Source organism: Brevundimonas sp., assembly GCF_036659295.1.
Classification (GTDB): Bacteria; Pseudomonadota; Alphaproteobacteria; order Caulobacterales; family Caulobacteraceae; genus Brevundimonas.
This window is the reverse complement of sequence record NZ_JAVXCU010000017.1, coordinates 1-13,035: the sequence shown is the minus strand read 5'-3', so window position 1 is coordinate 13,035 and position 13,035 is coordinate 1. Positions and strand designations below refer to the sequence as shown.

The following is a 13,035-nucleotide window of genomic DNA, read 5'->3' as shown; positions in this document are numbered from 1 at the left end:
TCTCAATCCGCCATTTCTCGAAGAGCATTACGCAGAACCTTGCCCGCCGCATTGCGCGGCAGGTCCGACACGATCACCACCTTGCGCGGCACCTTGTAGTTGGCCATGGCCTCACGCGCCCACGAGATCACGGCGGCAGGGTCCAGTTCGACACCGGCGCGCGGGATCACAAACGCCTTGCCGACCTCGCCCATCCGCTCGTCATCCATACCGACAACAGCCGCCACCTCGATGCCCGGATGGTCGTTCAACAGCTTTTCAATCTCGGCCGGATAGCAGTTGAACCCGCCCGAAATGTACATGTCCTTCATCCGGTCTGTGATGAACATATAGCCGTTGGCATCAATGCGGCCGATGTCGCCCGTGCGCAGCCAGCCATCGGGCGTGATCGTCTCGGCGGTGGCCTCGGGATCATCCAGATAGCCGCGCATCACGCCATAGCCACGCACCCAGAACTCGCCCGACTGGTCGGGGCCCAGATGGGTGCCGTTTTCATCGACACACACCACCTCGACATCCGGTAACGGTATGCCGATGGAGGCCGAAATCTGGTCCACCGAAGCCTCAGAAGGGGTCATGCAGACACAGCCATGCTCGGTCATGCCATAGCCGTTGACCACGCGCTCCATGCCCAGCTCGTTCTTCATCCGGTAGATGAGCGACGGTGGCACCGGTGCCGCGCCCGTCACGGCCACGCGCAGGGAAGAGAAGTTACGGCTGGCCTTTTCCTGCTCGATCAGCAGCATCTGGTAGATGGTCGGTGCGCCGGGGATGAAGTTCACCTTCTCGCGCTCGATCATGTCGGCCAGCTTGGCCGCATCGAACACCGGCATGGGCAGGATGGTCGCCCCGCGCACCAGACAGGCCACCCAGCCCGCCTTGTATCCAAAGGTGTGGAAGAACGGATTGACGATCAAGAAGCGGTCGCCCTCGCGCACATCGACCCGCTCGCCCCAGTCATGAAACATCTTCACCACCGCGCCATGGACCGACAGCACACCCTTGGGCGCGCCGGTCGTACCAGAGGTGAACATGATGTCGCTGATCGTCTCTCCCGAAACCTGTTCCAGCATGGCATCCAGACGCTCATCGCCCGCGCCCTGCCCTTCATCCAGAAAGGCCTGCCAGTGGTCCCCTTCCATCAGGATGGTGTGGGCAAGGTCCGGCGTGTCTTCGTCTTTCAACAGGGCGGGATAGTCGCAGCCTAGAAATTCTTTGACGGTGAACAGGACGCTGACCTTGGCGCGGCGCAGGATATCGCCCGCCTCGCGGCCCTTCAGGCGCGTGTTCAGCGGTACAATCGCCGCGCCGCAAATCTGTGCCCCCAGCGTGGCCACGATCCATTCGCGACAGTTCGGTGCCCAGATGGCCACGCGGCTTTGCGGGCCAATACCCTTGGCCAGACAGGCGGATGCCACCGCGCGGGCCTCGGCCCATAGCTGGGTGAAGGAAACGCTGGCACCGTTTTCGATCAGGGCCGGCTTGTCGCCCCAGCGGGCCGCCGCCGCCTGAGCGGCATGGGGAATGGATCGGGGAAGCGAGGCCGTCATGGACGCGCCTTCAAACCACGGGCAGCGACGTAAACAGGCCCGCCGTGCGTTCTTTTATGACAGAAGGTCATAACCCCTACCCCACTCTATCTGCGCATGACCTTTACGGCCTTTGATATACGCATATTTTGAATTTACGGCAGCTACAACCATGTTTTGCGTAGATGCGTACGCACGATATGGCGCGAACATCAAGTTAAGGCGCTTAAACCACCCACCTCTGCAAAAGATACGGCCCGACATCCCTGCGATGACGGGCCGTACCAAGAGGTTGCCACAAGGCCGCTCAAAGAGACGGAGTTGAACACACTCCGGCTCGCGGGCTTGTGGACTTTCAAGCTTTTGGACTAGGCCGCGTCCTCGCGGACAGTCGGCATGCCGGTAATCTTGTAGATGCCGTTGGCGCGTTTCTGGAACGACTCGGCCTCGGCGCGCGGATTATAGAACTGCTGATACCAGGTCTTGACCTTGGAATAGGCTCCGTCCCCCGGCACAGCCAGCGGCGTAATGCAGGGGGCCTTGTTCATCCAGATATCGAAGTCCTGCGCGAACGCCGCCAGACTTCCGGCCTGATATTCGATCTGCATAGCCTTGTCCGCAGGCTCGGCCACTGGCTTGCCGGAGTTGATCATCAGGGCGTGCCACGCCTTGGTCCGCCCGTCTTCCACCGGTGTGTGGCAGATGAACATGACCGAGTTCCCTTCATTGAAGGTCGAGATCAGAATGCCCGGCCCTGTGTACCAGGTGTCGGTTTCCAGCATGACGCCGACCTCCAGCGCGCGGTGATAGCCACCCTGACGCTGGCGCGCGATCACGCCGTCAAACTCGTTATGGAAGTACTCGCACGGACCACCATGCGTCGGGCCGAGGTGGGCCACATCGCAGATATTGTCGATGATTTCCTTGGGATGGCAGGGCAGTTCGCCCAGATGGTCCAGATCCCAGCGCACAAAGGCGGGATCATCCCATTGCGGGATGGCCGGCAGGTCGAAATCGGGCTCGCCGCCTTCCGCATCGTGCCAGACAAAGACGCAGCCGTATTTCTCTTCGACCTTCCAGGTGCGGATCTTGGCCGCGGCCGGAATCGGGGCCTTGGAGTAAGGAATCTCGTTGCACTTGCCGTCAGGGCCAAAGCGCCAGGCGTGGTAGGGGCAACGGATGTTGTCGCCTTCGACGTGAACGCGGTCCTGGACCACGTAGGAGCTGCTGTTCTTGGCCAGATGCGTGCCCATGTGCGGACAGAATGCATCGACCATAAACACGCGGCCGCTTTCGCCGCGATACAGAACCAGCTCTTCACCGAAGTAGCGAACCGCCAGCGGCTTGTTCGTGACTTCCTTGCCTTCGGCTACCAGAAACCATCCACGCGGATAGGTAGAAGGCCCCAGCCCGTAATCTTGCGTCCCCGCCATGACTCACTCCCAACGTCTAACGGTCATGCGAACCACGCCCGCCTGCGCTCGAAAGCGCAAAGCTTGTTCTTATGTTCATATAATTGCGTGATCGCGTATATTACTGTTATCTCGGTTACGCATCTTGTCAATTCATACTTACCCGACTGAAATCGGAGCAGAATTGCGCGCCTCCAGAAAATAACCATTCATATTCAATGGTTAATTCGTCACACCCTCATCACACCGAGATAATCGGGGGCCGTTGCCCAATATTTTCTACGGCTTAAGGCAGTAAGATTTGCGTATATTTCGCACTTAAGATTACGCAGTTGCGGTTTGCCGCCTTGTGCCGATAGACCCCCGCTCAATCCTTCGACCAAGAAAAAGGCCGCTGCGAAACCACAGCGGCCTGAACTTGCAAACTATTCGGCGGGTCCGGTGATACGGGCCAGACGCGCATCATATTTGGGCGTCCCGATCGACCAGGACACTTCCACATCCTGCACCCCTTCCAGCGTCCTGATCCTGCGACGGATCAACTGGTCAGCGGCCTCTACGGTGGTAATCAGAGCTGTTGCCAGCAGGCTGTAGCGTCCCATCATCAACACCACCGACCCCACTTCGGGCATGTCCGACAGGGCCTTGGCCAGAGCCTGAACATGGGACGGATTGGCCTTGATCCCCATGAGGACCAGATTGGGCGATCCCGCCATCCGATAGTCGGTGACGACGGTGAACTGGATCATCCGGCTGTTTTGCAGACGGCGCAGTCGCGTGCGGATCGTGCCCTCGGTCACACCCAGCTCGCTCGCAACCTGACGGTTCGAGACGCGGGCATCGCGACTAAAGGTCTCGATAATGCGGTGATCCAGCTCGTCCAGTGCAGGCTTGGTCATAGCGGAGCCACGTTAAATTCGAATTTGACGATGTCGTAGGCCACACCGGCATCCAGGTCGGAAATTCCCTGAATGTGGGCGACATGCTCGGTCAGGAAGACAGCGATCTCGTCAAACGATCTCAGCGCAACCAGCAGCTCCATATCGAACCGGCCCGTGACCATATTGATCGAGAACACCTCGGGCAGCGCGGCCAGTTCGGCGGCGACATGGTCCACATCGCGCCCCGTCACCTTGACGCCGACGGCCAGCAGGATTTCGAAACCGTGGGCCGCAAAGTCCGACACCGCCACCACCTTCATGGCGCGGCTCTCTTCGAGGCGCTTGATACGGCTCGAAACGGTCGCGGCGGTGACGCCCAGACGCTCGGCAATCTCGAGGTTGGTTGCACGACCATTCTCGCGCAAAATATCGATGATTCCCGTCTCGAGCTCATCGAGTGTGGCGACGGCACCATCGTTGCTTTCGCGTATCTGCATTCTACTCCGCCGAGTGACCAATTTTCCACTAGAGGTCATAAAGCGTTCTTTGTGAAATTGCGATCATGTGACCTATGAAACCAATGATTTCGCAGCACAGCGGCTGAAAAACACGCAATCCGTCACTGACGGACCGTCGATATGCAGATTCGGACACCCGCGAGAGCCGTACACGCAGCAGTAGAGAAAGGCCGGATTTGCCATGACCACCGGTCAGGAAAATCACACCCGCCCCCTTCACTGCGCCCCCACACCCGACGAAGCGCCACTTTGCGCACGCCCATAACACTTGCATTCGTTTTTTAGATCAAATTTTTTACGCAAACACTCGAATAAAGAGTCATAAATCATCTTTATTGCGCATTTTGCTGTTTACAGAACCCCGTTTTCATAGCTTCATCCTTGTACCAGCCCATCAAGAGGCCGGGGAGGAAACCATGATCAACACCACCGCAGGGACGACGTGCGCCTTTGAGCCAGCCGGTAAGCGCTCGGCCTATATCGTCCTGTCCATTCTCGTGACCATTGGCCTGTGCGCCGCCATTGTCGGCATTATGGGACCGGCTGTGGCCAAGCCTGCACTCCAGCCCTATGCCGAGGTTTCGGCCGATCGCATCATCTCGACGGCGACCCACTAAGGCCAAAACCAAAGGCCCTTTAAGATATGAAAGCCGGAGGATGATCGCTCATCCTCCGGCTTTTTATATGCTTCAGGCAGTTTCCCGAGCCTTCAGCATATCCAGTGCCACATCGACAATCATGTCTTCCTGACCCCCCACCATGCGGCGGCGGCCCAGTTCGACCAGAATGTCCTTGGTGGACAAACCATAGTCCTGCGCTGCCTTTTCGGCGTGACGCAGGAAGGATGAGTAAACCCCTGCATAGCCGAGGCTCAGCGTCTCGCGGTCCACGCGGACCGGACGGTCCTGCATCGGGCGGACAATGTCTTCTGCGGCATCGATCAGGGCGCTGACGTCACAGCCGTGGTTCCAGCCCTTGCGGTCGGCGGCAGCGATAAAGACTTCCAGCGGCGCGTTCCCAGCCCCTGCCCCCATGCCTGTCAGGCTGGCATCGATACGCACGGCACCGTACTGGGCCGCGACGATCGAGTTGGCCACACCCAGCGACAGGTTGTGGTGGGCGTGGATACCGCGTTCGGTTTCCGGCTTAAGGACGCGGTCATAGGCCTCAAAACGAGCCCTGACACCGTCCATATCCAGCGCGCCGCCGCTGTCTGTCACATAGACGCATTTCACGCCGTATGATTCCATCAGCACAGCCTGTTGCGCCAAGGCTTCCGGCTCGATCATGTGGCTCATCATCAGGAAGCCAGACACGTCCATGCCCAGATCGCGGGCAAAGCCGATATGCTGCTTGGAGACGTCCGCCTCGGTGCAGTGGGTCGCCACGCGCACCGATCGCACCCCCAGATCATAGGCGCGTTTCAGATCCTCGACCGTGCCGACACCCGGCAGGATCAGGGTCGTCAGCACCGACTGTTCCAGCACCTCGGCCACGGCTTCCAGCCATTCCCAGTCGGTATGCGCGCCAAAGCCATAGTTGAAGCTGGCCCCCGACAGGCCGTCACCGTGGGCGACCTCGATGGCGTGGACACCGGCCTTGTCCAGCGCGCGGGCAATGTCGCGCACCTGATCGAGGCTATACATGTGGCGGATGGCGTGCATGCCGTCGCGCAGGGTCACGTCCTGAATATACAGACGGTCTTTGTTGACGTCGAAGCCCATTACGCGGCCTCCTTCTCTTGACGGCGGGCGGCCAGAAGCTCGCCCGTGGCTTTGGCGGCGGCGGTCATGATGTCGAGGTTGCCGGCATAGGGCGGCAGATAGTCGCCCGCGCCTTCGACCTCGAGGAAGATCGAGGTCTTGAGGCCGGTGAACTGGCCACGGCCCGGAATGGTCAGCGGATTGTTGTCGCCAAAGCGCTCGAACTGCACCTGCTGTTTCAGGCGATAACCCGGCACATAGGCGCTGACCTTGGCGACCATGGCCTCGACCGAGGCGCGGATGGCGTCTTCGTCGGCACCGTCAGACAGGGTGAAGACCGTGTCGCGCATGATCATCGGCGGCTCGGCAGGGTTCAGGATGATGATCGCCTTGCCCTGCTCGGCACCGCCGACCTTTTCAATCGCGCGGGCGGTCGTGCGGGTGAACTCGTCGATATTGGCGCGGGTGCCGGGACCAGCAGAACGCGACGAGACCGAAGCGATGATCTCGGCATAGCGCACATTGGCGACCTGACTGACCGCCGCCACCATCGGAATGGTCGCCTGACCACCGCAGGTGACCATGTTGACGTTGCCGCTATCGAGGTTCTCGTCACCGTTCACAGCGGGAACAACGAACGGCCCGATAGCCGCAGGGGTCAGATCGACCACCAGCTTGCCGTCCGCACGCAGGCGGGCATCGTGGTCCTTATGGGCATAGGCCGATGTGGCATCGAACACGACACCGATCTCGGGATACACGTCAGAGGCCACCAGACCGGCCAGCCCCTCATGGGTGGCGAACACACCGTGGGTGCGGGCACGGGCCAGACCTTCGGAGGCCGGGTCCACACCGACCACAGCGGCCAGTTCCAGATTTTTGGGATAGCGGATCAGCTTTTCCATCAGATCCGTACCGATATTGCCCGATCCAATGATCGCGCACTTAATCTTGCTCATGCTTATCCCCTCACTTGCCCCTAGATGAAGCGGGCGACGCAGCGTCCCACCCCGTCCAGTTCCATTTCAAACACGTCCCCCGCCACAGCATCAGCCAGCGGCACCAGTGATCCCGACAAGATCACATCGCCTGCATCCAGCGTGACGCCATAGGCTCCAAGCGTATTGGCCAACCATGCCACCGCCGTCAGCGGCGATCCCTGCACCGCCGAGCCGTAGCCTTCGGACAGGAAGGCCCCGTTCTTTTTGACCACCACCTTGAGGTTCGGCAGGTCCAGCGAGTCTGGATCATCGTGCGCGTCACCCAGCACAAACACCCCGCACGAGGCATTATCCGCCACCGTATCGACGATGCCGATCTTCCAGTCCTTGATGCGGCTATCCACCACCTCGAAACAGGCGACGACCTTTTCAGTCGCCGCCAGCACGTCGGCTTCGGTGACGCCGGGGCCTTTCAGCGAAGACTTGAGCACAAAGGCAATCTCGGCCTCAGCACGCGGCGCGATCAGCTTGTGGGCGGCAATATCGATATCGCCCTGCACCAGCATCCGGTCGGTCATAAAACCAAAGTCCGGCTGGTCGACGCCCAGCATGTCCTGCACCACCTTGGAGGTGACGCCGATCTTCTTGCCGATCACCACCTCGCCCTCGGCGGTGCGGCGCTTCATCACCTCCAGCGAAATGGCATAGGCGTCGTCGATGGTCAGCGAGGCGTCCTGCTCGATCAGGGGCGCGATCACCTGACCGTCACTCAAGGCCGCATGAAGCTGGTCGGCAAACTGTTGATGCTTGCTCATAGATAGCGTCCGTCCTGATAGATCAGCGGCTGGACTTCACCGGCCACACGCACTTCGCGCACAGCGCCGATGACGATGGTGTGGGTGCCATAGGTGACCAGACGGTCAACCTCGCAGCCGACCACGGCCTGTGCATCGGCAAGGGCGGGCAGACCCTGAATGTCGTCCGCCCATTCGCCCACGCCAAAGCGCAGTTCGCGGGCCATCTGGCCGCCAAACGCCGAGGCGACATCACGGTGATGATTGCCCAGCAGGTTCACATTGAACTTGGCACCAATAAACAGGCTGGCATGAATGCCGGTCTGGCGATTGACGCAGACCAGCAACGACGGCGGCGACATCGACAGCGAGGTGACCGAGGTCGCCGCCATGCCCACTGCGCCGCCATCGCGACTGCGGGCCGAAACCACAGCCACCGCAGAGGCCAGACGCCGCATGGCATCCTTTAACCCACCCGACAGATCATGGTTCATGGCTGGCTCACCCACGCAGGAACTCGAGGCTATAACGGTTGAACTCTTCGGTACGCTCGACCTGCACCCAGTGCCCCACCTTGTTAAAGGTGACGAACCGGACGTCCTCGCAGTCTTCGAGGAAATAGTTGATCCCCGACAACGGCATGAAGGTGTCGTTGAAACCCCAGAAGCCGAGGATCGGCATCTTCAGTTCCGACAGGCGCGGACGCAGGTTGTGCGTCTTCATGCGCGCCAGCACATCCTTGGGCTGGGCCTTGGCCACGGCAAAACGCTCGGCCACCAGCTGGTCGGTGATGTGCGCCGGATCATAGACAAGGCTCTCGGCCAGACGGCGCTGGTCGCCGACAGCGAATTCGGGGCTGCCGAAGGTGCTCTTCATGTTCGCAATGCCCGGCATGGCGAAATAGATCGGCAGTTCTTCGATACAGCCCGGCGACATCAGGATCAGACGATCCACCATCTCGGTGTGGTCCAGCCCCATCTGGATGGCGACGCCGCCGCCCAGCGAGTTGCCGACCAGTATGGCCTTGTCGATGCCGTGGGCCTTGAGGGCCTCGACCGTCGTGTCGGTGAACAGGTGCAGCGTATAGTCGATGCCTTCCGGCTTGGACGACGCGCCATAACCGATCAGGTCCGGCAGGATGACGCGGTAACCGGCATCCACGAACGCATCAACATTCTGGCGAAAGTTCGAAAGACCCGACGCCCCCGGTCCGCTGCCATGGAGAAACACCACGGCAGGGCCGGAACCGGCTTCCTGAATACAGATGTCGTAGCCGCCACTAATGCGGTGGACTTTGCGTGTCACAGTCGCGCGGATCATGGCTGCCTCACATGAACATGAAGGTCGGGGCGTTGCCCGAACGGGTGCCGATCACATCTGCCGCACCATTGCCGGGATCATTGGCGACGTGCTGGCGGGCGGCGTTCAGGTCCAGCCACGGCTGGATCAGCGGGCTGTGCATATAGATGGCGCGACCACCCAGCAGCGGCAGCAACGCATCCACGATCTCGGCACAGCGGCGCGCCACGGTCGAGGACTGGTAACGGAAGCGCGCACGCTCTTCCATCGTGACCTCTTCACCCGCAACAGAGCGGCCATACAGCACGTCCATATTGCGTGTAAGAACGGTTTCCATCTCGTCCACCTCGGCATAGCCCCGCGCAATCGCGCCTTGCAGCAGAGGATCGGCCTTGGACGCCTTGCCCGTATTGGTCGAGATACGGCTTTCCATGATCTTGGTGGCACCATCCAGAGCCGCAATCGTGGCCCCTAGCGCCGAGGTCGAAACCAGACGCAGGAACACCTGCGCCCATGGCAGACGGAACAGCGGGCCGTCATTCTCGGCCTGACCCGGATTGGTGCAGAGGAAACCGTCCGCCGCCTTGTGCGTGCGGTATTCCGGCACGAAAGCGTCCTCGACGACAATGTCCTGACTGCCGGTGCCTTGCAGGCCGAACGTGTACCAGGCGTCTTCGATGCGATAGTCGCTGCGCGGCAGCAGGAAGGTGCGCATGTCGGGCGGATCACCGGCATTGAGCGGCGGGATCATCGCACCCAGCAGCACCCAGTTGCAGTGCTCGGAGCCGGACGAGAAGCCCCAGTGGCCCGACAGCTTGAAGCCGCCCTCGACGCGCTCGACCTTGCCGACCGGCTGATAGGAAGACGACACCAGAACCGCATCGTCATCGCCCCAGACATCGGCCTGCGCCTGATGCGGGAACAGGGCGATTTCGTAAGGGTGACCACCGACCACACCGAACACCCAACCCGTCGACATACAGCCCTGCGACAGCAGCTTCTGCACCTCGAAGAAGACGTTCGGCTCCATCTCGTAGCCGCCCCAGCGTTGGGGCTGGAGAATCCGGAACAGGCCCGCCGCCTCGATATCGCGAATCGTCTCGGTCGGGACGCGGCGCTCGGCCGTGCATTGCACAGCGCGCGAACGGATGGCCGGGATCAGGGCGCGGGCACGCTCTATCAACTCTGCCGGGGTCGGAATGGAGGCTAGGGCCTCGTTTTTACGGGCTGCCACAGGTGCAGAGTTATCGACCATCTGGCTTGCATCCTTCTGCTAAAAGCGGATAGAACTTTCATATTGCGTAAAAAGAGTTATTGTTTAATACGCAAATCGTCAAGCGAGCGTTCGACACAAAATCAGTCGAATGCGCAAACGGGGAGGTTCGACGCATGGCCGTAAGCTCTTTGGGATATATTGTGGTGGAGGCGACGGATCTTGACCGCTGGCGCAGCTTCGCCGTCGAGTTTCTGGGCATGATGGAAGCGCCGTCAGCCGATCCCGACGTGGCGCTTTTCCGTATCGATGACCGCCCCTACCGATTCTGGATCCAGAAGGGTCAGCAGGACCGCTTTCTGGCTTCCGGCTGGGAGTTTGCCGACAAGGCCGGCTTCGACGCCGCAGTCGTCGCGCTGAAAGATGCCGGTCGTCCGGTCGAGCATGTGGATGTGCTGGAAGCGCGTGCGCGCCAGACCTATGAAATCGTCCGCTCCAGCGATCCTGACGGCCACGCTTTTGAAATCTATCACGGCCGTTTCGTTGACTATGCGCCGTTTAGTTCCAAGGCGGGGACCAGCGGTTTTGTCACCGGCGACAATGGCGATCTGGGCATGGGCCACGTCGTGCTGACCGCCCCGAGCTTCACCACCGTCCACGAATTCTACAAGTCGGTGCTGGGGTTCAGCGATACCGATCTGGGCCGCTTCTATCTGCAAGGCGGCGGTCGCGACGATCCGGGTATCGGCTTTGCCTTCATGCATGCCGCCAATGGCCGCCACCACTCGCTGGCACTGGGCGAAATGCCCGAAAGCCCGAACGGTGCCGTCCATCTCATGCTCGAAGTCAAGGAACTGGCCGATGTCGGTCGCGCCTATGACCGTGCGCTCAAGAGCAAGGGTGCCATCCCGATCTCGGCGACGCTGGGCCAGCACGTCAACGACAAGATGATTTCCTTCTACGTCCAGACCCCCGGCGGTTTCGATCTCGAATACGGCTGGAACGGACTGGTGATCGACCCGCAAACATGGGTGCCCACCACCAGTATGGCGGTGAGTGCATGGGGCCACAAATGGGCCTGGGAGGCCGAGGACTAGGTTATGGCTGACAAGCGTATGACGATCGACGACATCGTCGACCAACTTCAAGACGGTATGACCCTTGGTCTGGGGGGCTGGGCCACACGCCGCAAGCCGATGGCACTGGTTCGCGCCATCGCCCGCAGCAAGCTCAAGGACCTTACGGTCATGACCTATGGCGGGCCGGATGTCGGCCTGCTGGCAGCCAGCGGCAAGATCAAAAAGCTGATCTTCTCGTTCGTCAGCATGGACCAGATTCCGCTGGACCCGCATTTCCGTGCGGCCCGTCAGGCGGGTGGCTTCGACATTCTGGAACTGGACGAAGGCCACTACCAGCTCGCCCTGATGGCCGCCGCCATGCAGGTGCCGTTCATGGCCACCCGCATCGGTCTGGGCACCGACCTGATCAAACAGCCGGAACTGTCCAAAACCGTCGTCAGCCCGTTTGAAGACGCAGAGACACTGGTGGCCGTGCCTGCCATTCCTCTGGACGCCGCCCTGATCCACGTTCACCGCTCGGACGAGCGCGGCAATGTGCTGACCTTGTCACCCGATCCGCTGTTTGACGAGATTCTGGCCCGCGCCGCCAAACGTACCTTTGTGACCACCGAGAAACTGGTCACGACGGCCGAACTGGATATGCGCGCCAATAGCCGCTTCAACATCATCGACCGCGCTCTGGTCGCCGGTGTGGCCGAGGTACCGTTCGGAGCCCATCCGACCAGCGCCGAGCCGGATTACCACATCGATATGGACCACCTGAAAACCTATGTGGATGCCGCCGCATCCGCCGAGGCCCTGTCCGAATATCGCCAGCGTTTCGTCGATGTACCGCACGAAACCTATGTCGCCGCAGTTGGCGGTGTCGATGCCATCCGCGCCCTGCGCAAACCGGCTTATTAAGGGGTTCCGGACATGTCGTATTCCTTGGTCGAACTGATGATCGCCGCTGCGGCCCAGTGCTGGGTGGACGATGGCGAGATCATGGGCACGGGCATTGGCCCCCTGCCCCGTATTGCCGCAGGTGTCTCCAAGACCCTGTACAATCCCGACCTGATGACAACGGACGGTGAGTGTTTCTACACCACCGAGCCGCTGGGTCCGGGCCTGTCCAGTGCCGATTTCGAAATCGAAGGCTGGGTGCCCTACCAGCGCGTCTTCACCACCCTGTGGAGCGGCAAGCGTCACTCTATGGTGGCTCCGGTGCAGATGGACCGCTTTGGCCAGACCAATATCAGCGTCATTGGCGACCACAAGAAACCCAAGTCGGCCATGCTGGGCGCACGCGGTTTCCCCGGCAACACCACCTGCCACCTGAACAGCTTCATGTTCACCAACCACACCAAGCGCGCCTTTGTGGCGGGCGAAGTCGACTATGTCTGCTCGCCCGGTTTCAATCCGGCCCGCTATCCGGACGGTAAGGTTCCGGTATGGCTGGATCTGGGTCGCATCATCACCAATCTGTGCGTGATGGACTTTGGCGGCCCTGACCGCGCCATGCGGGTGATCTCGCTGCACCCCGGCGTGACCTTCGAGGAAGTGCAGGAAAATACGGGCTTTGAACTGGCCCGTCTGGACGATCTGCCGGTTACACCGGCACCAACCGAAGCCGAACTGGCCGCCATGGCCAAAATCGATCCCAAGAACATCCGCTCCAAGATGATCA

Annotated in this window: 14 protein-coding genes; 4 read left to right on the top strand and 10 right to left on the bottom strand. The window is 60.7% G+C overall.

The genetic code is table 11. From position 1 onward, the window contains the following. Positions 1–2: 2 nt before the first annotated feature. The 4 genes from RSB01_RS05120 to RSB01_RS05105 all read right to left on the bottom strand — a co-directional run bounded on the left by RSB01_RS05120 (position 3) and on the right by RSB01_RS05105 (position 4,319). Entirely contained in the window at positions 3–1,550 is a 1,548-nt protein-coding gene (locus RSB01_RS05120) for an AMP-binding protein (RefSeq protein WP_332590776.1), read from the bottom strand. 347 nt (positions 1,551–1,897) lie between these two features. Further along, positions 1,898–2,962, bottom strand: coding sequence for a Rieske 2Fe-2S domain-containing protein (locus RSB01_RS05115; protein ID WP_332590777.1), 1,065 nt, complete (start codon positions 2,960–2,962; stop codon positions 1,898–1,900). Positions 2,963–3,366: 404 nt separating this feature from the next. Beyond that, positions 3,367–3,840, bottom strand: coding sequence for an Lrp/AsnC family transcriptional regulator (locus tag RSB01_RS05110; RefSeq protein ID WP_332590778.1), 474 nt, complete (start codon positions 3,838–3,840; stop codon positions 3,367–3,369). Then, positions 3,837–4,319 carry an Lrp/AsnC family transcriptional regulator gene (locus tag RSB01_RS05105; protein ID WP_332619776.1) on the bottom strand — a complete coding sequence of 161 codons (483 nt, stop codon included), beginning with the start codon at positions 4,317–4,319 and terminating at the stop codon, positions 3,837–3,839. The genes RSB01_RS05110 and RSB01_RS05105 overlap by 4 nt, the downstream gene beginning before the upstream one ends. Before the next feature lie 437 nt (positions 4,320–4,756). Here RSB01_RS05105 and RSB01_RS05100 point away from each other — a divergent pair, with 437 nt between their 5' ends. Further along, on the top strand, positions 4,757–4,957 hold the full coding sequence (locus tag RSB01_RS05100; RefSeq protein WP_332592165.1) for a hypothetical protein: 201 nt from the start codon (positions 4,757–4,759) through the stop codon (positions 4,955–4,957). A 72-nt stretch (positions 4,958–5,029) separates the two neighbouring features. Here the strand turns inward: RSB01_RS05100 and dmpG are convergent, their stop codons facing one another. From dmpG to RSB01_RS05070, 6 genes are read right to left on the bottom strand one after another with little or no spacing between them, the layout of a single operon-like run. Beyond that, complete coding sequence (gene dmpG, locus RSB01_RS05095) at positions 5,030–6,064, bottom strand: 4-hydroxy-2-oxovalerate aldolase (RefSeq protein ID WP_332592164.1); 1,035 nt, start codon at positions 6,062–6,064, stop codon at positions 5,030–5,032. Further along, on the bottom strand, positions 6,064–7,002 hold the full coding sequence (locus RSB01_RS05090; protein WP_332619774.1) for an acetaldehyde dehydrogenase (acetylating): 939 nt from the start codon (positions 7,000–7,002) through the stop codon (positions 6,064–6,066). Before RSB01_RS05090 ends, dmpG begins: the two co-directional genes overlap by 1 nt. Positions 7,003–7,022: 20 nt before the next feature. Further along, positions 7,023–7,799, bottom strand: coding sequence for a fumarylacetoacetate hydrolase family protein (locus RSB01_RS05085; RefSeq protein WP_332591686.1), 777 nt, complete (start codon positions 7,797–7,799; stop codon positions 7,023–7,025). Beyond that, positions 7,796–8,272, bottom strand: coding sequence for a flavin reductase family protein (locus tag RSB01_RS05080; protein ID WP_332591687.1), 477 nt, complete (start codon positions 8,270–8,272; stop codon positions 7,796–7,798). The genes RSB01_RS05085 and RSB01_RS05080 overlap by 4 nt, the downstream gene beginning before the upstream one ends. Before the next feature lie 7 nt (positions 8,273–8,279). After that, entirely contained in the window at positions 8,280–9,098 is an 819-nt protein-coding gene (locus RSB01_RS05075; protein WP_332591688.1) for an alpha/beta fold hydrolase, read from the bottom strand. Positions 9,099–9,105: 7 nt separating this feature from the next. Beyond that, positions 9,106–10,332, bottom strand: coding sequence for a hypothetical protein (locus RSB01_RS05070; protein ID WP_332591689.1), 1,227 nt, complete (start codon positions 10,330–10,332; stop codon positions 9,106–9,108). A 134-nt stretch (positions 10,333–10,466) separates the two neighbouring features. Here RSB01_RS05070 and RSB01_RS05065 point away from each other — a divergent pair, with 134 nt between their 5' ends. From RSB01_RS05065 to RSB01_RS05055, 3 genes are all read left to right on the top strand, one after another. After that, positions 10,467–11,387, top strand: coding sequence for a VOC family protein (locus RSB01_RS05065; RefSeq protein ID WP_332591690.1), 921 nt, complete (start codon positions 10,467–10,469; stop codon positions 11,385–11,387). 3 nt (positions 11,388–11,390) lie between these two features. After that, entirely contained in the window at positions 11,391–12,272 is an 882-nt protein-coding gene (locus tag RSB01_RS05060) for a CoA-transferase (RefSeq protein WP_332619736.1), read from the top strand. A gap of 12 nt (positions 12,273–12,284) precedes the next feature. After that, positions 12,285–13,035 (top strand): hypothetical protein (locus RSB01_RS05055; protein ID WP_332625133.1); only part of this gene is annotated, 751 nt, incomplete at its 3' end.

Coding starts and splice junctions, on each gene's coding strand:
- RSB01_RS05090 (WP_332619774.1), bottom strand. CDS start 7,002: ATGAGCAAGATTAAGTGCGCGATCATTGGATCGGGCAATATCGGTACG.
- RSB01_RS05105 (WP_332619776.1), bottom strand. CDS start 4,319: ATGCAGATACGCGAAAGCAACGATGGTGCCGTCGCCACACTCGATGAG.
- RSB01_RS05100 (WP_332592165.1), top strand. CDS start 4,757: ATGATCAACACCACCGCAGGGACGACGTGCGCCTTTGAGCCAGCCGGT.
- RSB01_RS05070 (WP_332591689.1), bottom strand. CDS start 10,332: ATGGTCGATAACTCTGCACCTGTGGCAGCCCGTAAAAACGAGGCCCTA.
- RSB01_RS05110 (WP_332590778.1), bottom strand. CDS start 3,840: ATGACCAAGCCTGCACTGGACGAGCTGGATCACCGCATTATCGAGACC.
- RSB01_RS05120 (WP_332590776.1), bottom strand. CDS start 1,550: ATGACGGCCTCGCTTCCCCGATCCATTCCCCATGCCGCTCAGGCGGCG.
- RSB01_RS05085 (WP_332591686.1), bottom strand. CDS start 7,799: ATGAGCAAGCATCAACAGTTTGCCGACCAGCTTCATGCGGCCTTGAGT.
- RSB01_RS05075 (WP_332591688.1), bottom strand. CDS start 9,098: ATGATCCGCGCGACTGTGACACGCAAAGTCCACCGCATTAGTGGCGGC.
- dmpG (WP_332592164.1), bottom strand. CDS start 6,064: ATGGGCTTCGACGTCAACAAAGACCGTCTGTATATTCAGGACGTGACC.
- RSB01_RS05060 (WP_332619736.1), top strand. CDS start 11,391: ATGGCTGACAAGCGTATGACGATCGACGACATCGTCGACCAACTTCAA.
- RSB01_RS05080 (WP_332591687.1), bottom strand. CDS start 8,272: ATGAACCATGATCTGTCGGGTGGGTTAAAGGATGCCATGCGGCGTCTG.
- RSB01_RS05065 (WP_332591690.1), top strand. CDS start 10,467: ATGGCCGTAAGCTCTTTGGGATATATTGTGGTGGAGGCGACGGATCTT.
- RSB01_RS05115 (WP_332590777.1), bottom strand. CDS start 2,962: ATGGCGGGGACGCAAGATTACGGGCTGGGGCCTTCTACCTATCCGCGT.